Below are 23972 nucleotides of genomic sequence, written 5' to 3' on the forward strand. Positions count from 1 at the left end.
GTCACTGTGAATCAGCTCTTAGGTCAATTTTTGCGATGTAAATCTGGCGGTGATATCCATGAAGAATAAGGGCGGGGCATGAAGAACTTGATTACATTAGGTGCAGAGGAAGAGCTACAAATTGTCGATCAAGATAGTTTGGAATTAGTCGCGCATGATTTTGATCGCGGCCAGCTTGACTATCCCGATCAGAATGGTAGCTCGTCTTGTGAATTGCATAAGGCGGTGGTTGAATTACAAACACCGATTTGTCATACGCCAGATCAAATCGTTGCCAGTGTTTCCGCGATGCGTGAAATTATTCGTTTAAGAGCGCAGGCGCAGGGGCAACGCATTTTGTCTGCTGGCGTTCATCCATTCTCGAATTGGAAAGAGCAAGAGATCAATAAAGATCTGCATAAACATCAGCACTATATTCGTTTGGTCGATGAGTATGCTGACATCATGCGTAGCTTGGTGTCTTATGGTTTCCACGTACATTTAGGTTTGCCAAAAGGAATTCCACCAATGGCGGTGTTTAATTCTTTGCGTAATAGTTTGGCACCTGTGTTGGCGATTTCTCTGAGTTCGCCATTTTATGAGGGGCGTGACACAGGCATGCAAAGTTGGCGACATTCGATGCTAGATCGCTTACCGCGCATGGGGACACCGGATATCTGGCGCTCAGAAGAAGAATATTTTAAACACATAGAGTTATTGCGTAAGGTCGGCACCTTAGAAGCCCAGCACGGCATGTGGGAAGACTTACGTTTGCATCACCGTTATCACACCTTAGAAGTCAGAATTTGTGATGCTACGCCTTCACTTGAGCATATCTGGCTAATTACTGCATTATTGCAATGCGAAGTAGCGACACTGGTGCAAGATTATCAGCGAGGCAGATTGCCAAAACCTTTGTCACGTGCGTGTTTAGAAGAAAACAAATGGCGCGTTCGCCGACGTGGTTTGGCAGCCGCATTGATTGATTGGAATAGTGAGACGCCAGTCAGTCTGCATGATTATTTTGATCAATGGTTGTTGCGTTTGACACCAGCAGCGAAGGAGTTGGGCTTGCTAGAACGTATGCGTGAGAAGATTCAAGCTCTGTTTATTCAAGGTGCATCGGCAGATATTCAGCGTGGTATTTTCAAACGTTCGGAAAATTATCAAACGCTGGTTCAGCATTTAATTCATGAAACTGAGGATGCACAATTTGCGCCAGCACAATACATGCAATAACTCAGCAGCTAGTGCTGATCATCCATTTCATCCATTAAGTTTTGAGTTGCAACGATGTGCGCCACAATCTAAACAGCGTATGCACGAATTGTGGGCACAAATGGCAGGAACGCCACATTTGCCAGACCAAGCAGTGGTATTTTCTGAATGGCCTATCGTTGCCTCACAGCGTTTGCAGGATAAGTTGATAGAAAGAGCACAGGCATTGTGTCAAATCTTGCAGCCGCAATTGCAGGCGCAAGCTGTACAAAATAGTGGGTGGACGCAGGGCGTTGCCGCAGATGTACTTACCATCGATTACGCCATTATTTGTGACGGCGATGCTTGGGATATTCGCTTGGTTGAATTTCAAGCATTTACCTCTTTGCTGACAATGGGTTATCGACTGCATCAGGTGCATAGTCAACTCTGGCCGCAATTGGCTGATTGCCCTCCATGGCAAGGAGCGAAATCGGAGCAGTCTTGGTTGCAGTCTAGTCGTTCATGGCTGGCAGGAGGCGAGAGTCCTGCGCTACTGGAATATCAAGCTTGGCAACGCGGTACGTTATTTGACTTGCATGCGACCTCATTGCTGTGGAATATGCCTATTATTGAACCACATCAAATTGAGATTGATGCAAAGGGTCGCTTGTTTTCTAAGCAGCATGGCGTACGTCAGCAGCATGACAAAATTCTTAATCGATTGATCCTCAGTGAGCTGCAAGAGAGCGATCAATTTTCACATCGACTACTAACAACACAATTGAATTGGCACAGCCATCCAGCCTGGTATTTTCTGGTTCATAAAGGATTGTCCGCTGAGCTCAAGATTCCTTTTGAACCAAAAAATGTCAAGGCTAATCAATGGCATGATTTGAACTTGCCAGCGCACGATTTGGTCGCTAAAAATATTTTTTCTTGTGGCGGCAAAGATTTAAAAATAGGTCCAAGCTCGAAAGAACTTGATGAATTAAGTTCGGCAGGGCAGGGCGATCAGTGGATAGTGCAGCCGCGCTATCGGCCTTATCCTGTGATGATGACCTCAACCGGCACGCCGGTATTCGCAGAAGCAAGGCTGATTGTGCAACTACAAGAAAATCAGCAAACACGGATTGCGATGCAAATTCTTCGTATGTACTGTGCAGAGCAGGCATCCGCCAGTTTTTTTCAAGGGCGGGAAGGCGAGGGTGCGAGTATTTTGCACCGCCCTCCCAATGAGTGATCAATCATAGTTGTGGCTCTGCTGAAACAAAATCACGCATGCTTTTAAATATTGTTTCAGCGGATTAATGTAATTTGATCCGAGGATTTCTTACTCTATCGATAGTTTCAGCCCATGTTGATAGCCAGGTGTGGAACCAGCCATTGACAGCCACCTGATGATGTTTATGCAGTGACCAATACATCCATTTTGCTAAGCTTCCTTCAATAAAAACCGAACCGCTGGCAATAGCTCCCATCAGGCTACCAACCGTGCTGTAATTACCGAGCGATACCAGCGAGCCATGATCTTTATAGGTAAAGTCCTTTAATGACTTTCCTTCGAGTGCGCGACATAAAGAATCTGCCAGACAAGAAGCTTGCTGATGCGCAGATTGTGCGCGTGGAGGCACATTGGGTAAACCTTCGCCTTGTGGGCAAGCGCAACAATCACCAATGGCAAAAATGGAGGCATCTATTGTGGTTTGCAAATTACGATGAACGACCAATTGATTTAATCGATTGGTTTCTAGTCCATCGATGTTTTGTAAAAAGTCTGGTGCTTTGATACCTGCAGCCCATACCACGATACCACTGGGAATAAATTTCCCACTCGCCATCGCGACGCCTTCTTTACTTACTTCAATGACTTTTTCGTTGGTATGAATTTCGATGGCGATGCTACGCAATTCCTTTGCGACCGCATCGGACAAACGTTCAGGCAGCATCTGTAGTAAGCGCGGAGAAGCGTCGACAATCACGATCTTTAAGTCTTTTTCTGGATGAAAATTGACCAATCCATAGCTAGATAAGATCTTGGTGGTCATGTGCAATTCTGCCGCTAATTCCACGCCGGTCGCGCCACCACCAATGATGGTGACAGTGAAGCGACCCTCGCCAGCATTTTGCTTTTGCGATTGCGCACGCAGACAACAATTGATTAATTTGTGATGGAAACGCTCAGCAGCTTGCAAAGAATCAAGCATGATGCAGTTTTCTTTTGCACCCTTGGTGGCAAAGTCATTGGTTTGACTGCCTAGTGCAATGACGAGTTGATCGTAATGAATTGCTTGTTGTGGTAATAGCTCCAAGCCTTCTTCGTCGAAGGTTGGTGCCAGATAAACTTCTTTCTTGTCGCGCGACAGACCCTGCATACGTCCAAGTCGAAATTCGAAGTGTTTACTACGTGCTAAAGCGAAGTATTCCCGTTCATCCGCATGACTATCTAAGGTGCCAGCGGCGACTTGATGGAGTAAGGGTTTCCATAAGTGCGTACGGCTGGCATCAATTAAAATAATGCGCGCTTTTTTCCTTTTGCCAAGACGTTTTCCTAAGCGTACTGCCAACTCCAATCCACCCGCACCGCCACCAACAATCACAATCTGATGAAGTACTTCATTTTGAATCGCGTTCATGTTGCGCCCTTTAATTTAAAAACCTATTTCAAGACACACCTACTTACTTGAGATCGGCGGCAGAAGCCTATGCCGGCTATGCACACTGTCTTTCTAATCGTAGATATTGCTTGAAATAGATTTTCAGCCGGAAGCAGATTTGTTATTGAGTACATTTCTTACATACCTAATTCCGCGATCAAGATTCTACTCCTGCTTGGCGATGAATAGGGTTCTTTAGCTAGCTTCTCGGTCATGCGAAAAATATCCGGCAATCGCAATGGCATCACCAATTTACATAAAAATTGACGTGTAAAGCGTTTCTATTCGGATCTGTGGCTCACCTTTACAAGGCTTTGTTCGCCGTAGGTTTGAATCAATCAGTCATTGACACAAGATGGTACATAAATTGCATACCATTTTTGTGCTTAGTGCAATCGACTGATTAAACTCAAAAATAGGAGTAACACATGGATATTCAACTCAATTTCATCAATCATTCAAATGACCAAAATCGTTCACAAGTATTGATATTTGCAAAAAATGTGACCACGAGTAACGATGAGTTACATGTGGCTTGGACCGTCATTCAGAACTGCGGGCAGGGATGTAATCATCCGTTTGTCTATTCATTAAAAAATTCGGTTAGCGCTGGTGATAGCTGGGGTAACTACACGCCGCAATTGACAGCTTCAGACGGAGAAAAATTTGAAATGGTTTTGACGCAATCTGGTGATCAGTTACGCGCAGCGGGCACAGCAAATAATCCAAGGGAAATTGCAGTGTTGAATAACTTGCAGCAAGGAGCCATCAGTGCGAATATCTATAAATCAGGAAGACTATTTGCGACAAAAACTGGATTAGCGCCGCAGCAAGAAGCCGTATTTCAATTTAAACCGACAATCTGGATTGGTGTTGTGTCACAGGTAGAGCAAGGACAGATTATCAATGCTGCGATTATCTCAGAAGTGAATACCGAAATTAGTTTGCTTGGCATTCAAAGTGCTGACATCGTTATGACGGGAGGTGGCCCGGGTGCTGACTCGCAGCCGTTTAGTTTTCACTTAGAAAATGTGGTGATGGCTTAACTGCAATCGTCATCGAACTTCGATTTGCTTCAGATCTTGAATCGAATCGAAGTTTCAATTAACGATCTAGTGGGGACTCAACAGATTGTTCTTTTTTTGATACTTGTGATACATCAGATCCAAATCGGATTTTCAATATCGTCATTCGGGATATAGCTTAAGTACTGCACCATACGTGGCGTTGCTCCACGATTCGGCGTAGCGCAATGTGGCAGCGCTTGATGCCAAATCACGAAGTCACCAGCTTTACCCGGTACCGCCTTTGCGGTGAGTGTTTGTTCTGCAATTAGGCGAGGGTTTTGATCTGGATCGATATCGGCTAGCCAGTTCGTGATGCGATGATGAAATCCCGGTACACAATGAAAAGCGCCCTCACTCTCGTTACAATCGCTTAAATATAAGAGTCCTTGAAACCGATCTGGAATCGGCAAGGCTAAGCTGACATCCCAATGCAAGCCATTTCCACGAAACGTAAACGTCTTTGTTTCCGGTGGATTAAAGCTAAGGTGATCAATGGTTTTGTAAATTGTCTTGGAGCCGTAGAGTTGTTCGTAAGCAGCACGAATCCGTTTGCACCCCCGGTTGGTATTTAAGCGAGGATGATTGTATAAAGGAAGCATCAAACCTTGCTGTCGCGATTGCGCGCTGTACCACGTGGCTGGCTCGTTCAAATTAGCATGCAGGAAATCCAAGATCGCTTGACGGCTTTCAGCGCATGCTTGTTCATCGATGACTTGTGGTAAAACGAGGTAAGCATTTTCTTCCCAAAAGGCGATTTGTTCTGCCGTCAATTCGTACGCAGATTCATCTTGATTGTCCTCATCCTCTTGATCGAGGATTTGGTATTCAGCCTTAGATCGCTCAATCCAATCACGAAATGCGTCAAGACTGGGGCGTTCTTCTAAGACGAATTTCAAGGCCACTGGATGCGCAATATGATTCGCGTACAAAGCTTGCACCATGCGTCGCCAAGGAAAGTTGGTGACAGCATTGGCTTGGAAAGTAGGATCACAATAGCGCTCCCAGAAATTCTTTAATATTGGCCAGTCTTGCATGGGTATTTGTAAATCAAGCTTGATTTTTCAAACTCTCGATTTTCAATTCTCCGAATGATTGATTTATTCTGAATAAAGTAATTTTACATGTGAGCTTTAACTTAGACATGTCCGATTTGATGAAAAAATCACCTTCTTTTTTTAAATTGATTTCTTTACTCAAACTGCTTCTTGAACTCGGCAAACTGCGTACTTAGTTCAGTCACAGTGTTACGCAATTGCGCAACTTCTTCCTCTAAATTTGTCATTCGATCTTTATGAGTAGCTGAAGGTGTTGAGATGTTTGGTGTAGTCGTTTGTAATTGTTCGATTGCGACTTCGTCACAGCAAATTAAATGCGCGTAACGAGGTTCTTTGGTGCCTGGAGCTAAGTTTAGTCTCGTTACTAATGGCGGATATTTGTTCATTAAAAAATCTAGTGATTTCTCGACGTCAGTAACGTTAGTAAATTCATGCAGGCGTCCAGCACGGCTACGAATTTCACCTGCAGTTTGCCAACCTCTGAGCATCAAGATGGTTAATACGGCGAGTTTGTCTTGTTCCAACATCCATTTCAAACGCATACGATGTTCATACTTCGCCACTCTGGCACCGGCTTGATGCGTGATACTGATCAGCTTTTTAAGGGCTAGTCGATCAAGTGCTTCACTGATTTGTGATTCCGTTAAAGTCATTACTGGATCGCGGCTCGTCAGTTGATTGCAGGCATTGAGCAGTGCGTTCAAAGAGAGAGGATAATTATCTGCGGTTGTTGCTTCTTTTTCTGCTAGGGAACCTAGTACGCGAACTTCGATCTCATCGAGAAATTCGTTGTCAAATTTGTTGTCTGTGATGGGGGATTCGATATTCATGAGGTGCTTTCTTGGAATTAGAATGGGCTTTTCTAAAATAGTCTCATGAAATTGAAAAAAGGAAAACTAAACGATAGCTCAGTTTAAGTGAGGGCAGGCCATTTATCAACCTGTGTTGTGAGACCTCTGCACAACCTACTGCGCGGCCGAATTTTGAATCTGCGATGCTCGCTGTGCTCAAGCACAGGTGCGCTTCTCGATCCAAACTTCGACCGCTCGCTACGGTTGTGCAGAGGTCTCGTTGAGTTGATAGTTGACCTGATTTACCAATTTATGGCTTCCATTTTTTGAGCATGGCTTGCGCTTCCATACGCTGTTTTGGTGTAATTTGTTTCTCAACGATCGCCAGATTTTCAATTGCAGCAGGATTGTTTTGCGCCGCAGCTAAAGAGAACCAGAAATAGGCGTTCGCCAAATTGGCTTTAACGCCATTGCCAGTCGCATACATAATGGCCAAATTAATTTGTGAATTGGCAAAGCCTTTGCTGGCGGCTTTAGTGAATAGATCGAGCGCTTGCTGAAGATCTTTCTGAACGCCTTGTCCCTCAAGATAAATGAGACCGAGGTTGTGCATCGAGTTGGGATGTCCTTGTTCTATCGCCCGCTGATACCAAGCGATCGCTTGCAATGTGTTCTTCGCAGTGCCGCGGCCTTCTTCGTATGCGCGGGCGAAGTTGTACTGGCCATCGGCTAGGCCTTGATCGGCTGCCTTGCCAAACCACTTGAAGGCTTGCACATCACTTTTTTCAAAGCCAATACCAGCGCGATAAAATGAGCCTAGATTATTTTGCGCTTTGGCCTCACCTTGAATAGCCGCTTTTTCAACCCAGCTTGCAGCTTGTATTAGATCTCTTGGTACACCTTTGCCATTGATATAGAACGTACTCAGATTATGCTGTGCTGCCGCCAAACCTTGTTCGGCTGCTTTACGGGTCCACGATAATGCTTTCGGGATATCGATTTCGGTGCCTACTCCATTTTCATACATCTGACCGAGGTTTGATTGCGCCATCGCCAGGCCACGTTCCGCATCTTTCTGGTAGAAACTAAGTGCCATGGATTGATCAGCTGGAACACCTAAACCATTCGCATAATGCAGACCTATGTTGTAGTAGGCAGAAGGCATGCCACGTTCTGCCGCTTTAGAAAACCAGTGCAAGCTCTGCTGGTAATTTTTTGGTGTACCTAAACCGTTAAAATAGATAAGAGCAAGACGATGATGTGCAATCATCTCTCCTGTTTCGGCTAATTTCATGTACATGGAAGTTGCAGTCGCATAATCCTTTTTTTCAAAAGCATCATTGGCGTCTGAGATGGTTTGAGCATGAGCATTAGAGGTGAGGATAGCGCCTAGTAAAAACATGCTTGAGATAAATCGATACATATTGCGACTTTCAGAAAAATGGAATTAAGTAGTTGTGTTTCTTAGCAAGGCAAGACGACGGAGTAATTTTGTCCGAATAGTGACGGCGACTTGTGGAGCATGTCTATGGTTTTGTTGTTCAAAGACATGTATGTTGAACCAAAAACTAAGTCATCCATCTTGCGATTAAAAAGCGAGTCGAAGTTTATCTATGCGAAGCGATACGTAACATTAGTATGCGACCAACGATGAAATTATTGGTGTGAGTTACGGAATAGGATGAATCAACCCCAGTCTGTTCAACTTCAGTTTATTTTTTGTGACTGGGACAAACTGTTAAACGACGCGATGAGAAGTTAAGGTCAATCGCACCCGAACGTTCCGGCCCGATGCTGTATTTATCACATAGCACGCCTGTGGAAAGACCCAATACCAAGGCCAAGTTTGCCCCACTGTCGCAGAGAGGCGAGCGATGTTCCACGACAAAGCGACTGCGGCTACATTACCAGCACGATCTTTAGCCCATATGCTATTGGCAAACGCCAACTCCGCGTTGAGCAAGTCTAGCAAGCCAACTGGCAACATCAAACTGCGATCCTTCTTTCTTTTACTCTCTCTCGGTAAGAGTCTGATTCGGAAAATCTAAATCTTTGACTCGCAAATTGAGCGCCATTGAGCCTCATCCCTGTACTGTATAACAGCTTCGCCAATAGCAAATGCACGTCAAAAAATGAGTAATCAATGTGTTTATCTTTTCCTTCCCCATGTCTTTTGGATGCCTAAGTTGATGAGAGCGGATTTAGGAGCGGCACCAATACACATACGCTTGTTCAGTGCTGGCGCTACAGTGCTTATGCCGAATTGCTTCCTTGACGCGATCCAGAAGCTTGGTAGAATGCAAAGGGATTGCAGTGTCGGTTTTCATAGAAAATTTAATACTGATTAAATATGCAGCATATCTATGAAGAGCCTTACTGCAAAAGGGTTTTAAGAATATTTTTAAAATTTTTATGCGAACTGTGTCGGTTTTATTCGACGAACTGTCGCGGAAAACAAGTTAGCCATCAAAAATGCAAGTACACCTAAACCATGACATTGCTTGGCAATCAAAAATAGATCATGCAGTAAAGGTCGCAGATTTTCACGCGTTTTTCGAGGAACGGAATTACGGAACAGGACTTACGAAGCTGGTGCTTTTTCTGATCTGCCAAGACCCGGCATTGATGCTCAAGCAACGAGTTCGGTTAGTGAAAGCAACCAGCATTCTCTACGTAGATATAATGTTGGATCTCCCATATTTCATTCAAGCCTCGCATGTTGAGCGTCGTAGAAAAATCGCGAACGAAATTAGAGAGCAAGTACAAGCAGTACTGGTCAAGCGCCGGATTCTTGATTTTGATCTTGTTCAATTTATGTCTGACTTGATTTTTGTTTCAGACGATCAATTGAATGGTCAACTTTCTACACGGTTCGATGAATATTGTCTTGAGCGGGCTAGTGGGTATTGAGGCTAACATGACTTTCGAAAATGACGCGCGATTATGCGCTTCCCCTAAATTTACTGATTGGCGCGCGCGCCCTTCAAGTCTGCGTTGAGCAACGAACCATCATAACTATTAGATACCATGAAACTCTCAAAAAAAATCACTATATATTTTCTATTTTTTGCAACAGCGTTTTCGCTTTCTGCCATTGCCCAAACAAACGAAACTGCTGTGGTTGACCGAGGAACCTACTACCAAAGAGGTGAGGTAAATCACGCTGTCCTACATGTTTTGAAGCTCATGGATGCCGGTGACTACGCGAATCTATCGAGTCAAACGTCTCGGATCGCAACAAAGGATATGTCTGAAGAGGCTTCGCAAAGTGTATTGAAGGGTATTCGTGCGGCATTCGGTACATACAAAGACAGAGTGGAAGAACGCATCGGGTTTTCTAGCAAAATGTTAACCGGTGAGACAGGAAAATTCTATGCCGTCGTTTTTAAGTCGGAATTCGCTTCGATGGTTGTTGAAGAAAAGGTGATCATGTCGCTTGAGGATGGGCAGTGGAAGCTCGCTGGATATTTCTTGCAGCCTTATCGCACCAAATGAGCTTCGACGCTAATAGGCTTTTAGCGCCCGACAAGACAGTCGATCGGACTGTCCGCGATGCGGCTCAGTGTTTTATAAATTTGTGGGCGGCCAACCGCTCATTTCAGTGTGAGCAAAGGCACAATTGGTGCAACTTGATCGCACATTATGATGCAATTCAGTGGCGTTTTTTGTTCAAATATTCAATCATTGAGAGGGCAATACTTTGACTCGTTTTTCCTTCTAATTCGATTCAAAATTTTATCTTTCATTTTCGATCGAATGATTTTCAATTGGATGTTTTCCAATGTTCGACCGCCCTAACGCTCTGCGGTGAGTTTGAATATTCACGATAGCTTTCGGGAAATTTCTCTAGAACCTGCAATCTCGCTTGCATCTTACTTTTTCGATGGCAGTGCTAGATTTTCAGGTGTACGCCACAATCCACGGCAAACGCCACCGCCAACCTCTCCTTGCGAGTCGATACGAATGTCAGCAACTCGCCAAATATTTTTCCGGTCTGGTGCGGTGATGAAACTAATCCGACAACTGCCACTTGCGCCTTGTGTTGAGAGAACCCTTCCAGATGCAGCACTGACTAACGCTGAACGGTTATCAAACGAAGATTGGTAGTTCAAGAATTTTAGTCCACCTGCTTCACTAACTTGCGGTGCTCCCATGCTAGCGCCAACTTGCTCTTCAGGTTTGCCCTGCCAGACAGAAAGCAAAGTGCTTTCTTCTTGGCCAACTTGTCTGTTGCCGCGGACTTTTCGTACAACTTCGAGAAACTCTTGTTCCGCTTGGTATTCCTCAATTTTTGGTTGCGCGAAACTTTGTGCGGCATCCATTTGCTTTTTCATCTGTTTCTCGATGGCAGCATACTGAATTTCGTTGCGAGCTTTATCTTCTGGGCTGAGTTTTTTTACCCAAAGCCCAGACGGATCGGCGCGCTTACTACCTTTCCAAAGGACTTCCCAACTTAGATTGAGTAGGTCAATCACGGTTTTTGCTTCTAGCGGATGAACAGCTTCTTGTACACCGATTTTTTGTAAGCCAGAATTGAAGATGCCGTTGTTGAATTGACCGTTTGCTGTGGCTTCGTGCAAGGTATTGCGAACATCTTCCTCTTGGCATGCAAACTTTTGCGCCTTGATCATCGCGGCGTTGCCATCTAGCGCCCATGCTGTCTGCGGAATTGGTCGATTCGAAAGGTCAACCCTAGGGACAGTGTAGCTGCGTGCAGCAATGCGCATATTCACTGGGCTTTTCCATTTTTGTGGATCGTTCCAGCCATCGGCGATCACAGATGAGCTGTAAGGCTTGCCTTCTTGTTTGGCGATTTTCGCTGCTTTCGCGGCTTCGCTGTACGTTAATACTCGATATTTATTCAGACATTCGAATTGTAGTTTTAGTTCATCCCATTCTGGTGCGGTGACCGATTCGTAGACAACAATCACTGGCAGTTCTTTGACACTAGTTTTGGCCATAATTTCGCTGCCTTTGCCTAGCATATTATCTATTTCGGTGCGATCAGAAACACGTGTAATCTCTGCATACCACGCTTCTCTTTGCCCAGCTTTTCCTTGCTGGTGAAACAGTACCCAACCCGCATTCGCGTTACCTATCATAGTCATTAGTAATGTTGCTACACCGAATGATTTAATCGAAAACATGAAAGATCTCCTGACGACTGATTGAGATGAACAAAGATGCGTACTATCAATCAGTGAATGTAAATTATTTAAAGCTACAACCAGCTTAATCAACAAAGCCAATACTCGGCTCGCAGATACAAGCAAATTTTCTGATTTCATGGCACTTATTAAAAGCAAACCAGGAAGCAAAAGATTTGTGATTTGTCGAGAGATACATCCAAGGTTTCTCCATCATTCTTGATCGTTACTTGCTTTTGGAAGGTCGTTGGTTGTTTGATGATGTACGACCAATTGATGACATTATCTCGTGTGCCGAGATGAACGCCAGCGGCATTAAATGTGTGAGTTTGACCGACTACTTCTGGAACGTTGATCTCTTTGCTGTAGCTGAAATTAGCGATTAAAGTATATTCACCAGCAGGCAGACGCATGAAGGAAAAACCGCCTTCATTATCCAGAATTTTTGTGCTCATAAAGTGTTTTGCTATGCGCTCTGGAATTTGATCTGGAACTTTCTTACTCGCCTTCACTTCCTCGAACCACGCTTTGAACTCATCGCTCATCCAGATCAAACCTACAGCACCGCTGCCTTTGGGAGGGTATTGTTTTGCGGCCAGTAATGCACCTTTGAAATACGCGCGGCCACTGATCGTCGATTTTCCTAATGGGCGGATTTCTGCCAAAGCCGCATCCATGCTTTGACCGCTAATAGGACGGCCAGCAATGCAATCAAGCATGGCAGTGCGGGCTTTATCAAGTCCATCGTAATTTAAATCGACAATATATTGTGGAATGACTTCGCGGCTAACTAATAGGCCGAGACCATCCTCACTATCGCGCATGGATTGTAATAATTTACGAATATCGCCAGCAGCGATCATTAAATTATTGGTGCTTGTGTCAGCTTGCTTTGGCAAAATGACGCCTTTCAAATTTGACTCTGGTAATCCCTTCATGCGCAGGATTAAGTCAATTTCTTTTGGTGAGCGTGTTACAGGAATTTGCGCGCCAGAAAATAATAGCGTTGCGTAGGCAGCTTTTGATGTGGGGCCAAATATGGCGATTGTATCTACATTGCGTTTGCCTGGAATGAAGCGGATACCACAGTTCAAACCAGGAGTCGATTCGTCGTATCGAAGGTGCCATGCACCAAGCTCGGAACGTGTGATAATTTTTCCTTCTGAATCTTGTGCAGATGCCCTAGGCGAAGCCGCAAACATCATGGCAATAAACAAGACGATCAGCTTGAAAGACGCAACGAATTGCTTAGAGAATGAAGAAACATAGGTGAAACTATCAAACGATTGGTAGAGTTTATTAGTAGGGGATAAATAGCCGGAATTTTTAGCGTTAGCAATAATTAGCTGGGCTTTGCGTGCGATCATTTTTTATCCAATTCACGAACGTAGCACGATGGAATTCAGATTACTGCCAGTTCATTGTTTGATCTGGCTAAAGAATTAAGCGTGCTGATAAGGTGATATAAACAGTTTCATTTGTTTGTATTATATAAAAGTAATCGACTGAAATATTGTAATAAATTGTACAAAGTTGCTTACATTTTTACTGAAACCTTGTATCTGCGTTGTAGATTACGAAGTGTTCCAAGCATGAATTTAGCGTTATTTGTGAAACAAGAATAGCTTGTCTAGTGCAGGGTGAATTAACTTGTTTGTGCCTTAGTTCATCGATTCATTTTTTAATTAGATATAGTGAACACAAGATGCTTGGCAGATCGGGGTACCGTGGCCTATAGGTTTAGGGGCATGATTTCCCCGCGTCTTCAAGCGGGGAAGGAGAAATTTAGTGGTGTATTTTGTGTTCCTTCGATTACTTGGTACTCATACGCTCTTTCTGAAGCTGTTTGATGATTTCGTCTGCGACTAATGCGGAGGATAGATAGTTCTGTCCTGTCACAACACGTCCATCAACCTCGATATAAGCACCATTAGGCTTGCTAAACTGAAAATCACCATTGTGCTTGATGACCGTTTGTTTAATGAGAAAAGGAAATTGCTTGAAGTATTCTGCGTTCGGTTTTTCGAAGTCTTCAGGGTAGCCAGTAATTCTCTTTCCATCGACGAGATATTTTCCATCTTTCGTCTTCAGATGAACGATGCCCGCTGTTCCGTGACAAACAGATGAAATGATGCCGTTATGCTGCTCGTATATCTCCATCACTAAACGACTAATGTCCGGATTATCTGCAACGCCGTACATCGCATTACTGCCGCCAATGTAATGAACCGCGCGATAGTCGTTCGCTTTTAGTTGATTCGCCTTTTTGGTGTGTTTCAAAGCAAACATAAACTCACTGTCATATAAGTGTGCTTTATGCAGTGTATCAGAGGTGTCGATATAGGCAAGCGGCACCGCGCCGCCCTCAGGACTAATGAAATCCACGGTATAACCCGCTTGTTTGAAGCGATGATAAGCGTTGACGATTTCTGAAAAACTGGCACCTGCCGGCAATTTACTGTTGCCATGAAAGTGTGCGCTAGAGAGAATAAATAGTATACGAGCACCGTTTTGTGTTGAGGCTTGTTTGACCGCGGCTTTGCTAATGATTTGCCATTGCTGATCGATGTTTTTCAACAGAAAAGTATCGATATATCGACGTTGTTGATTAGGAATAAGGATTTCGGCTTTGGCCGTTGCTAAATCGCCGTTGACGTCGATTTGCAAGATTTCGCCAATGCGGCCATTAAACTTTCCTTGATTTTCAGGCTTATACCAACTGAGGTATTCAGCAACCGAGACCTTGGTAAAAGCCTGTCCTTCTTTTTCTAGTAATAAATCGGCCGCGGGATTAAATGCTTTGGCGATTTGCTGTCGTCTATTATAGGAAGTGCCTTCGATGTAATCGCGAAGCACTTGCTGAATGGCGGTGACACTGGCCTGATTGGTGGAGGCGAGGTCCGATGCTAAGCTTGATTGTTGGAAGAAAAAGACGATGATTAAAATGAACAAATAACGCATTGTTGCTCCTGTGTTGTGTGAGTGAAAAACAGGAGCAAGCATATGATGCTGGCGGATACAGAACTAGTGCGTATTACAATTTCGGATTACGAATTTATAGTTTCAGAATTTGGTAAGCTTTGAAGAGCTTTATATTTCGCGGGTGTAAGCTGAGTATGTTTTTTGAATGCGGTATAAAAAGTGGAGAGAGAATTGAAGCCAGAACGCTCGGCCAGTTCTTCCATTTTCATGGCAGTATCACTTTGCAATAAGGTTTTTGCGTGTTCAATTCGGTAACTATTTACAAAATCATTAAAAGATTGATGAAGGTTATCGTTCAATAGTTGCGACAGTTTCGGCGTTGACCAACTTAACATTTTCGCCAACTTTGGCATCACCAGATTGGCATCCAAAAAGACTTGCTGAGCAATCATGAACTGTTCCAGCTCGGTGATTAATGGCGTTGCATCGTTGACGGAAATTTTTTTATTGGCGTAGGGACTGATAACTTTGTTTTTTTGTTGTTGGATGTGCAGGAATACGGTAAGTACGCCGATGCTTATTAGGAAAGTGAAGGTTAACGCACCAGAGATATAAGAGGTGTAAGTTGCGAAGTAATAGGTGCACCAAATTAGTCCACTACCGAACACAATGCTTGATACGATGATGAGATCAATTTGTTGACGCCAGTTTGTCAAGTTGAGGGCGATCATTTTCGGCCACAATATATAGACTGAAAGCAAGGTATAAATGAGCCAAACATAATTGATGATTTTGTAAAATAAACCACCCCAAAGCTGCGGATGCAGATGATAGGGGAACAGTCCCCCAAGCACGATGATCATAGTCGCAGGAATGATTAAGTGCAGGCGATGCAGCGAGGCGTGGCGGTAAATGCCTAAGAATTGTAGGCTATAGCAATATAGCAGAGGGCCAATTAGAAAACAGGCAGATAAGCCCAACTGCAAAATCTGTTTTCCAATGGCGGGATTGAAATGAAATAAAACCGATTTCAATACTCGGATACTCAGCATGAAAATGACACCAGCAAGGAACCTGTTACTCCATGCTCCAGGCTTACGGAAAAATAAATAAGCCGCAAGCAGCAATCCATGAATGCCACCTAAGCCGCTGAATAAAAGCAGTAATTGATCGAAAATTGCCATGGGATTTCTATGATTGTGAGATGCAGCATTATCCCATGGGGCAAAGCAATTTAGAAATGTGTCTTGTGGATGATGGAAATCCGCAAGAACCGGGCATTTATTAGCTTGTTATGTCGAACCGCGTTTCAATTTCTCCTTTTCTTTGACTGAGCGTACTAGCGCTTTCCACTTCGACCTTGCGGCGATTTTATCTAGCGGCGTTTGTTGATTGCGACGTGTTTCACGTAACAGCTTTTGGTAGTTCTTGAGCCTGTCAGCATCGACGGCAGCGCGAACTGCACATCCTGGTTCGCTTTGGTGACTACAATCGCGGAACTGGCATGCTGTCGCGAGCGTGTCGATATCCGTAAAGCTTGCATTGAGTGCTGTCTCGTCGAGATTGAGTTGTAGACTACGTAAGCCTGGGGTGTCGATGATACAAGCGCCACCGGGACATTGGTGCAGTGAACGACCCGTGGTGGTGTGATGACCACGATTATCGCCCGCGCGTACTGCGCCTGTTTCTTGCTGACTGTTCGATAGTGTATTGGTCAGCGTTGATTTGCCAGCACCAGATGACCCTAGCAAGATCAGACTTTGCCCTGCGCCCATCCATGGCGACAACAACTCTATAGTGGCGCTGCTTTGTCCATTCACGGCAAATATGGGAATGTTTGCAGAAAGGCGTTGTTCTACCTCTGCTTGACGGTCGGCAGCATCAGGATGTGTGTCGGCTTTGCTTAGGAGTACGACAGGCGTAACATCAGCCGCGTGAACCAATGCTAAGTAACGCTCTAGTCGACGCAAATTAAAGTCATTATCCAAGCCCATCACCAACAAGGCGGTGTCGATGTTACTAGCAAGTACTTGCAGACGTCCTTCGTTATTGCGGCGTGCCAGATGATTGATCGCTGGCATACGGGCGATGAAATGATAAGCGCTAGTGGGTGTGCCGCTGAGCAGGCCCCAGTCACCTACAGCCAAACTGAATTCTTCGGCTGCCAATTCATGTAATAAGCGCGGTGAAGCGCGTGCCTGCAAGTTGATGTTGCCATTGTGTAGTATCAAACTATCGCGATGGATCTCAGTAATACGTGCTACTTGTACGCTTGTGTCATTCGTAAAATAGCTTGCCAATGCATGTAACTGGTGGGCGATAGCTGGGTTTAAGCCGATGAGGCGTAGTGAGGCGAAATCAAAATTGATCATGATCAGTGTGTTTATCCAAATTCATGATGTACGTCGATGATCAACGTACAAAAGTAGCTCGCAGGCCTAGTCAAAACCAAGGCGTGCGAGGACGAATGAAAGAAAGTGGAAGTCGGCGCGTGATCAGTCGCGCATTAACACACTAGTTAAGAAGTGAGTGAAACTTATAAAGTCGCAAGAAATGAAGCAGGACGATCAGGTAGCCGACAGGAGAGCAATATCGATGGTTTTCATGTTTTATCTCCTGTGATTTTGATGGAAGCCTCAGTGTGCCAGTAGTCGATTCGTGCGTCAAGATTGAAAAATGCTTTGGCGGTATTACCCAATGAATCAATCAATTAATCAAACGATCGTTCCATATCGATACACACATTTTTATGTTGACATTGATGGGTGTGCATGAACGATAGAAAAAACATGGCCGCTCTCTATACGAGAGCGAAAATAAATATGCCGATGCTGCAATGATTTAACATCAATCATTTGGACGAATTCAGGTGCGAGTAATTCTTGGTTTGCTCAATTGAATCGCTCTTTGTATTCTTGGTCGATTGTATCGTTGCAGGATCACTGGATATAGATTGAGTAAGACATTTAAAATCATCAGCCATAGAGATTGCATCATACTTAATTTGATCGCTACAAAAAGTGTGAATCCAAGAACAATAATCAAAATAATTAAGTGGCCTAATTCTGATTTTTTTGTTTGATGATGTAAATGCAGCAAAGCCTGCGTGTTTTTTTCGATAGGGCTAGATTTTCTAGTTAGCTTTTCCCAGCCAACTAAAACTAGTAATTTTCTGAAAAGATTGACACCAAAATAGGTGTATGTTTTTCCTTTTCGCTCCCATTCTTTTTCATCATAGTAAGTAGACTTCATCGGACTATTTACTACTTCAACGAAAGCAGATATCCACATCATGAGTAGAAAATTTAAGGCCCAGGCGAACGCAAAGCTGTCCATTCGCATGTAATAGGCCAAGGCAAAAACACTAAGGATTGTCGCTATCGCGATCGACATTAAGCTAATAATTTTTTTCATTGGTGGCGGCGATTGAGGTTTTTAAGATAGGACACACAGCGCTACAGTCATGTAGGCAAGCGGAAAGGCCGATTATTCAATGAGCCTTACCGCATGATCGCATCGTACCCAAATCCCACTAATAATGTACAGGCACTAAATGTCGCAAATCCTAAGAGATAAGCTGCGCCTGCTTTAATAAAGCTACTCCACTTTTTGGCATCAAAAAACTGACCGATAGACCACGACAGATAGACAAATGAAATAAAACTGAAAGCTGGCATGAGATTGAAACCGGTGGTACCACTTAGCATGGCTGCTAAAGTGAGAAAAAGCATGCCAATACCCATCACAAAAGATAGCAGTATCGAAATCTCAAAGAAGTTAACGTCGAGTTTTCTAAAAAAAATTCTTAGCCAGCAAGCGATGAATAAGCCCATCATCACGTTGGAATAGCCATAGTGACTATGTACCCAGTTTGAAATCGCATTGACGGTTAAAGCCTTATCATCGCTGATTTTGAAATAACCTTTTTCAATATGAAAAAAATGTTCAGCCAAGGTATAAATCAAGGACGTGACGATGAGGAAAATGATAGGTTTGACGAGGCGGCTACGATTTTCAGAAATGTATTCTCTGATACATTCCCCTGGGCGAAGTAGCAGTTCTCTGATGGTGAAAAAAAATCCTTTTTCAAAATGTAAAACATGCTTAATTTCATGTAATACAAAATGCCCGTCAATTCTTTTCAGTTTTGCCGCATTCCCACAATAAGTACAAAAGTTCCCGTGAATTTTATTTGTACAATTTTTACAGTTCATAGTGCGTCATTCGTGAAGAATTAAGTGATCTTCGCCAGTAAGGTCGAAGGGTTTTTAGTCAGAACGACTTGCAGAGCATGCCGTGATGTCGCAGTGTGAGGTATTTTTTGTAGATCGTCAAAAATAGTTTTTGCCAATACATTGTAGCTAAATTAGTGACTAAGCAATCCTAGACTGAGGTTGCTTGCTCGCATAATGCACTGACTTTTTTACTAGAATAAATGCGCAGATGTTGACGATGTTAAAAAAGAATTTTGTCAATCCACTCTACCTTGTTGGTATGGAGGATGCTCACGAACAACCGAACTCCGATGGGTGTGCATCTTCTTTTGTGTTCATGCTTAGTTCGGGAAATGTTCTATATGGGTTTCGCCGTGACGACCAAGATAGGAAACGTGACGGCCTTTTATCCACACAAAATAACCTATGCAGCCCGCTGCTTGCGATAGCCGTTTAAACTCAGGGTACATGACTTCCCCTCGTTGTGCTCCCAAAATGGCGGTTTTTACATCTGCTTGGGAAAATGACTCGCCGATAGTATCGTTGCTTGATTCGTAGGTCAAAGACAGCGTTTCATCGGAAGGGAAGTAATACGTTATCTGGCGGGTGCGGTAATCAACGAAATAAGATTCGACACCAACTTCGATTAAAGCGCCAATGACCTGACCGAAATGAATCGTTCCTGCTTGGGATGCTTGAAAGGTTTGATGTATAACAGCTTCTTTTGCGTTCATGATTTTCTCTAATGTTTGTTGCTTGGTTTATTTAGTTGGTAGTTCTTTCATCTCGTGATAGGCGACTAGATCTCGCATCATCGACATTAATTCTTCTCTACTGGTTTTACTCAAATGGCCAAAGAAGAAATCGTCGTTCTCGTCTGCCACTGCGGCGAGTCTTGGTACTAAACGCTTCCCCGCTGGCGTTAAATAAAGTACCTGATCGCGCGCACTGTCTGCCGCATAGCTTCTTGACGCTAATCCCTTAGCTTCAAGTTTTGTGATGACCTTTGATGCAGCACCTTTGGTCATTCCAAGTTCATCGATTAAGTTTGCGTGGGTGGTTGTCGCTTGCTGATAAAGTGCGCGTAATGCAACCCATTCTGTGACCGTTACTTCATAGGATGTGAGTTGATTTTCAAAGCGCGAAGATACTTGATTGGATACGTAGCGCATCCAGAATCCAAGATGCGCATCCAATTCGCTAGGTACTAAATTCTGCGTTTGCTTCATTGCATGTGCCTCAATTGTTATTGAAATTAAATTTGTTTCTATGGAAACGTATTTTGGTTTCCTTGGAAACTTTTGTCAATTAATTTTTATATGACTTTTGTATTCGCAATGAGATCTACACCAGATTGTTACTGTTAGGGGCACCGACAAAGGCAGTGCTAAAGTGCGTTGGGACTGCAACAACGACGCTGTGGCTGAACTCGAGCATTAAGAAACCTTGGCGGTTTTACGCAAGCCTTGTCAATATGAAAGATGTTCTTTTTATTATCGTCAACGTGAATGACAGCAACTGAAATGTAATCATTGGGCAATTTTGATTGACACGTAAAGTTAACACGCAAAACACAACAATCAACTTGAAGTGATTTTTTTTTCACATCCGTTCAGAGTCATGAATGTATTTCATAGCGCTTTGTATTTCACTTGGCATGATGTTTGCTGACGTTAAATTATTGGACATTTTCAGACAATGTTTTCTGATTGAAATAGCCCATCGCTAGACCGAAAAATACGAACAAACTGTAAACAACAAATATTGCGCAATCAAAAAAGGAAACCTTCATGAGCACACTTAATCAAATCAAAATCGAAAACAATTCTGGCCTTGATGCCACGCAATACACCGTTTGGGTTGCTGGATTTATGGCTGATGCCATGGACGGGACTAAGTTTCAGACCTTGCAGACGAAGGGTAACTTTTCTGCCGCTGCGGTGGCCAGTACAGCACCTTTTATTAATGTCAATAATGGATTGTCGATTGATGTGCCGGATGTGACAAACTCGGGTAATAATCGCCTTGTTTTCACCGTGACGTCAGCCACCGACACGCCCCCTGATTATCCACTTAACGGCTACACAGCTTATCCTTTTCCAGGTGTACCTGGTGTCGCCCCAGCTGGGCCCTACGATATTTTTGAATTTGGCCCGAACGCGCAGTACGATGTTTCGGCAGTGGATTCTTTTGGCATGAACCTGTCATTTACCGTATCTGGAGATACTTCAACATACGGTGTCGTCACATCAATATCGCGGGCGCAAATCGCGACCGCTTTTACTTCGTTTATGAGTACAGATCCATGTGGGACAAATTTCTCGCAACTGCTGTTTACAAGCCCAACTAGCGCTGGCTATCCGCAACTGATTGAAACACAGTTTTCTGCGATTGTTTCACCAAAAGATTGGTTAGCAATTTATCCCACTACGGCAGGCTTAAGCGATTATTGGCAGAATACAGTCGATGCACTTTTCACTTCTGGTAACCAACTTAGTTTTTATTTAAATGGTGCTACTGTTGGAACTTACACAGGATCGAGTGATGGCACGCAGTTTACATTTTCGGGTCCAGATCAAATGTCGATCGTGGTACCAAAGTCAGATTTTGCTGGTGTTCAGCCTTTTGTTCAATCTGTTCGGGGATCCAATGGTGGGACTCAAGCAACGGCGAATGCTATTGTGCAAGACGGTGTGGTTGTGGCGATCCAGGTAACAAATGGTGGCAGCGGATATATTGCACCGCCGCTAGTTGCAATTAGTCCTCAGGGAAATGACGGTACGTCGGCAGTAGCGGTCGCGACTATTGAAGACGGTGTAGTGACACAAATTAATGTGACCAACGGTGGCAGCCAATATGCTGACTCGGCTCAAGTTTTATTTTCTGAGCAATCACCAACTGAGTATGCCGCATTTGGTCAAATAGAAGCCGCGATTTTTGAAGCGTTTTCACGTGGTGTAGTGCTAGATGGTGTCATGGATTCTAGTTCGACGATACCAACAAATTATTCATCAGATGCGTGGACAAACACTTCTAATTGGTACTCGAACCACAATAACGCTTATAACCAAGCGCCTTCAGTGTACGACGCGTATGCAAAATTTTTCCACACCGGCAAAGTCGAAGGCACTAGTATTTTTGGATTGAACTCTAGCGGACAGTTCGCCATGGTTTATGGATTTAGTTTGGACGAAAACCCGAATGTTGGTTCGAGCAGTCAAAATATTCCGCCGGGTAGTTGGCCTGGCAGCTTGAATGTTCCTGCGAAAACTAATTACAACGTTGGCAGCCAAACCGTGACAGTGACAATAGGACCATGGGTGTAGTTTTTTTTGATTTTGACGGAGTTCGTTGGCACGCCCAGCTGGAATAACTTTGCGCATGCTTTGCAAGGAATTTACATGTAAATAAATAACTGTTTTATTGTAAGTTGTAAGTGGTTATACTCAACTAGCTTAAAAACACCAACACGACAAATCTAAGATGCAGCGTTGCGAGATTAACTTTTTCAGAAATTGGTAGTGGACTGAAAATGCCAGCTTTCTCTGGATCTAAGTGAAAGGATTCATCATGCGAACACGTTCATCTCTGCAAGCAGAGCAGGTGCCGTCTCATCACGCCACGCACTCGACGCAATTCAAGTCGAGTGCAAAACAGGTACTTGATGCCCGTGATATTCAGTCCGTGCAACGCAAAGCGCAAGATACCGCAAGTCATAGTTCTGCAGTGAGCCAGTTGAAGTTACTGCAGGCAAAAATGGCTGCTAAAGCCGACGTTGCTCAACGTGTTGAAGACGAAGAGCCAGTGCAAGCTAAATTCGATGCGGTTCAACGCGTCGAAGAGGAAGAGCCAGTGCAAGGCAAATTCGATGCGGTACAGCGTGTCGAAGACGAAGAGCCAGTGCAAGGCAAATTCGATGCGGTACAACGTGTTGAAGACGAGGAACCAGTGCAGGGTAAATTCGCAGCAGTACAACGCGTCGAAGAGGAAGAACCAATTCAAGGGAAGTTCGCGGTGGCACAACGTTTGGAAGACGAAGAGCCCGCGCAAGCTAAATTTGGAACGGCACAGTTGGAGGAAAGAGTTCAACCCAATAATACAGGATTACCCAATCAACTCAAGGCTGGTATCGAATCACTTTCAGGCATGAGCATGGACCATGTCAAAGTCCATTACAACTCATCACAGCCAGCACAACTGAATGCACACGCCTATGCACAGGGTAGCGAGATTCATGTGGCACCAGGGCAAGAGCAGCATTTGCCACACGAAGCTTGGCATGTTGTGCAGCAGGCGCAAGGAAGAGTACGGCCCACAACTCAGATGAAACAAGGCGTGCCTGTGAATGACGATGCCGGCTTGGAGAGTGAGGCTGATGTGATGGGGGATAAAGCGATGCAGCTCAAGTCATATGACGGTTCAGTCAAGATCAAAACAGTGATTACAGCGCCTGATCTTAATGACTGGAACCTTGTACGGTCCAAATTGGATGGCGTTGCAAAAGGGGGGGAGGCTTACGAGATTGGTTCCCGTGTTGATGCATCCTTAGGAAAGCTTGGCCTAAACACAGGCGAATCGGCCATGAGCGCTCATATGATACCGAATCGTATCGGTGGTTCGGGCAAAGCGATAAATGTCAGGCCATGGAAGCAAAGTTTTGAAAGTGGAACCTGGGAGAAGAGTGTAGAAGAAAAGTTTAACCAAGAATTGTTAAGTGCCAAAGTAGGCGATGTCGTCCCGTATACAGTCAACACTACCGAAATCAGCAATGACAAGGTCAATGAGATCATCGCAACCAGTGCCGTCGATACAGAAAAAAATAAACCCGAACATAAAACGCGACTACTGGAAATTCCTGTTGATGTCTCAGCAACCGTAGGCAGTAAATCGCTTGGTACGACAGATGAGCCATTCAAGGGTTTAATCAAAGGTTATTAATTTTT

General features: G+C 44.1%; 21 protein-coding genes. 7 read left to right on the forward strand and 14 right to left on the reverse strand.

What is annotated here, in order from left to right:
• The first annotated feature begins 78 nt into the window (after positions 1–78).
• Both H8K33_RS10000 and H8K33_RS10005 read left to right on the forward strand, forming a co-directional pair.
• Positions 79–1218, forward strand: coding sequence for a carboxylate-amine ligase (locus tag H8K33_RS10000; RefSeq protein ID WP_186890868.1), 1140 nt, complete (start codon positions 79–81; stop codon positions 1216–1218).
• On the forward strand, positions 1184–2419 hold the full coding sequence (locus H8K33_RS10005) for a hypothetical protein (protein WP_222613368.1): 1236 nt from the start codon (positions 1184–1186) through the stop codon (positions 2417–2419). The genes H8K33_RS10000 and H8K33_RS10005 overlap by 35 nt, the downstream gene beginning before the upstream one ends.
• Positions 2420–2483: 64 nt before the next feature.
• Here H8K33_RS10005 and H8K33_RS10010 read toward each other — a convergent pair whose 3' ends face one another.
• A complete protein-coding gene (locus tag H8K33_RS10010; protein ID WP_186890870.1) occupies positions 2484–3812 on the reverse strand; it encodes an NAD(P)/FAD-dependent oxidoreductase in 1329 nt (442 codons plus the stop codon).
• A 449-nt stretch (positions 3813–4261) separates the two neighbouring features.
• Between H8K33_RS10010 and H8K33_RS10015 the strand changes: the two genes are divergently transcribed.
• Complete coding sequence (locus H8K33_RS10015) at positions 4262–4879, forward strand: hypothetical protein (protein WP_186890871.1); 618 nt, start codon at positions 4262–4264, stop codon at positions 4877–4879.
• 113 nt (positions 4880–4992) lie between these two features.
• Here H8K33_RS10015 and H8K33_RS10020 read toward each other — a convergent pair whose 3' ends face one another.
• From H8K33_RS10020 to H8K33_RS10035, 4 genes are all read right to left on the reverse strand, one after another.
• Positions 4993–5934, reverse strand: coding sequence for a phytanoyl-CoA dioxygenase family protein (locus tag H8K33_RS10020; protein ID WP_186890872.1), 942 nt, complete (start codon positions 5932–5934; stop codon positions 4993–4995).
• Positions 5935–6089: 155 nt separating this feature from the next.
• Entirely contained in the window at positions 6090–6785 is a 696-nt protein-coding gene (locus H8K33_RS10025) for a YceH family protein (RefSeq protein ID WP_186890873.1), read from the reverse strand.
• A gap of 271 nt (positions 6786–7056) precedes the next feature.
• Positions 7057–8046, reverse strand: a complete 990-nt coding sequence (locus H8K33_RS10030; RefSeq protein ID WP_222613369.1) for an SEL1-like repeat protein — start codon at positions 8044–8046, stop codon at positions 7057–7059.
• A 438-nt stretch (positions 8047–8484) separates the two neighbouring features.
• A complete protein-coding gene (locus H8K33_RS10035; protein WP_186890875.1) occupies positions 8485–8736 on the reverse strand; it encodes a site-specific integrase in 252 nt (83 codons plus the stop codon).
• Between the two features lie 482 nt (positions 8737–9218).
• Here H8K33_RS10035 and H8K33_RS10040 point away from each other — a divergent pair, with 482 nt between their 5' ends.
• Entirely contained in the window at positions 9219–9656 is a 438-nt protein-coding gene (locus H8K33_RS10040; RefSeq protein WP_186890876.1) for a hypothetical protein, read from the forward strand.
• Positions 9657–9773: 117 nt separating this feature from the next.
• The gene (locus H8K33_RS10045) at positions 9774–10241 is read left to right on the forward strand and encodes a DUF4019 domain-containing protein (protein ID WP_186890877.1); all 468 of its coding nucleotides are present in this window, start codon (positions 9774–9776) and stop codon (positions 10239–10241) included.
• A gap of 377 nt (positions 10242–10618) precedes the next feature.
• On the opposite strand, the gene H8K33_RS10050 is transcribed toward H8K33_RS10045, so the two are convergent.
• The 9 genes from H8K33_RS10050 to H8K33_RS10090 all read right to left on the reverse strand — a co-directional run bounded on the left by H8K33_RS10050 (position 10619) and on the right by H8K33_RS10090 (position 20258).
• Entirely contained in the window at positions 10619–11893 is a 1275-nt protein-coding gene (locus H8K33_RS10050) for a hypothetical protein (RefSeq protein ID WP_186890878.1), read from the reverse strand.
• A 149-nt stretch (positions 11894–12042) separates the two neighbouring features.
• Positions 12043–13260, reverse strand: a complete 1218-nt coding sequence (locus H8K33_RS10055; protein WP_222613370.1) for a hypothetical protein — start codon at positions 13258–13260, stop codon at positions 12043–12045.
• A gap of 445 nt (positions 13261–13705) precedes the next feature.
• Positions 13706–14854: a nuclear transport factor 2 family protein gene (locus H8K33_RS10060; RefSeq protein WP_186890879.1), complete on the reverse strand. Its 1149-nt coding sequence runs from the start codon at positions 14852–14854 to the stop codon at positions 13706–13708.
• An 86-nt stretch (positions 14855–14940) separates the two neighbouring features.
• Positions 14941–15999 carry an AraC family transcriptional regulator gene (locus H8K33_RS10065; RefSeq protein ID WP_186890880.1) on the reverse strand — a complete coding sequence of 353 codons (1059 nt, stop codon included), beginning with the start codon at positions 15997–15999 and terminating at the stop codon, positions 14941–14943.
• Between the two features lie 108 nt (positions 16000–16107).
• Positions 16108–17187 carry a ribosome small subunit-dependent GTPase A gene (gene rsgA, locus H8K33_RS10070; protein ID WP_186890881.1) on the reverse strand — a complete coding sequence of 360 codons (1080 nt, stop codon included), beginning with the start codon at positions 17185–17187 and terminating at the stop codon, positions 16108–16110.
• 493 nt (positions 17188–17680) lie between these two features.
• Complete coding sequence (locus tag H8K33_RS10075; RefSeq protein ID WP_186890882.1) at positions 17681–18229, reverse strand: glycosyl-4,4'-diaponeurosporenoate acyltransferase CrtO family protein; 549 nt, start codon at positions 18227–18229, stop codon at positions 17681–17683.
• An 86-nt stretch (positions 18230–18315) separates the two neighbouring features.
• Positions 18316–19029 (reverse strand): DUF3667 domain-containing protein, encoded by a 714-nt coding sequence (locus H8K33_RS10080; protein ID WP_186890883.1) that lies wholly within the window; start codon positions 19027–19029, stop codon positions 18316–18318.
• A gap of 341 nt (positions 19030–19370) precedes the next feature.
• The gene (locus H8K33_RS10085; RefSeq protein ID WP_186890884.1) at positions 19371–19763 is read right to left on the reverse strand and encodes a DUF1398 family protein; all 393 of its coding nucleotides are present in this window, start codon (positions 19761–19763) and stop codon (positions 19371–19373) included.
• Positions 19764–19790: 27 nt separating this feature from the next.
• Entirely contained in the window at positions 19791–20258 is a 468-nt protein-coding gene (locus H8K33_RS10090) for a MarR family winged helix-turn-helix transcriptional regulator (protein ID WP_186890885.1), read from the reverse strand.
• A gap of 561 nt (positions 20259–20819) precedes the next feature.
• On the opposite strand from H8K33_RS10090, the gene H8K33_RS10095 reads away from it, so the two are divergent.
• Both H8K33_RS10095 and H8K33_RS19880 read left to right on the forward strand, forming a co-directional pair.
• A complete protein-coding gene (locus H8K33_RS10095; RefSeq protein WP_186890886.1) occupies positions 20820–22355 on the forward strand; it encodes a hypothetical protein in 1536 nt (511 codons plus the stop codon).
• A gap of 244 nt (positions 22356–22599) precedes the next feature.
• Positions 22600–23967: an eCIS core domain-containing protein gene (locus H8K33_RS19880; protein ID WP_246443479.1), complete on the forward strand. Its 1368-nt coding sequence runs from the start codon at positions 22600–22602 to the stop codon at positions 23965–23967.
• The last annotated feature ends 5 nt before the right edge of the window (positions 23968–23972 follow it).

This window comes from Affinundibacterium amnicola (genome assembly GCF_014284275.1).
Classification (GTDB): domain Bacteria; phylum Pseudomonadota; class Gammaproteobacteria; order Burkholderiales; family Burkholderiaceae_D; genus Undibacterium; species Undibacterium amnicola.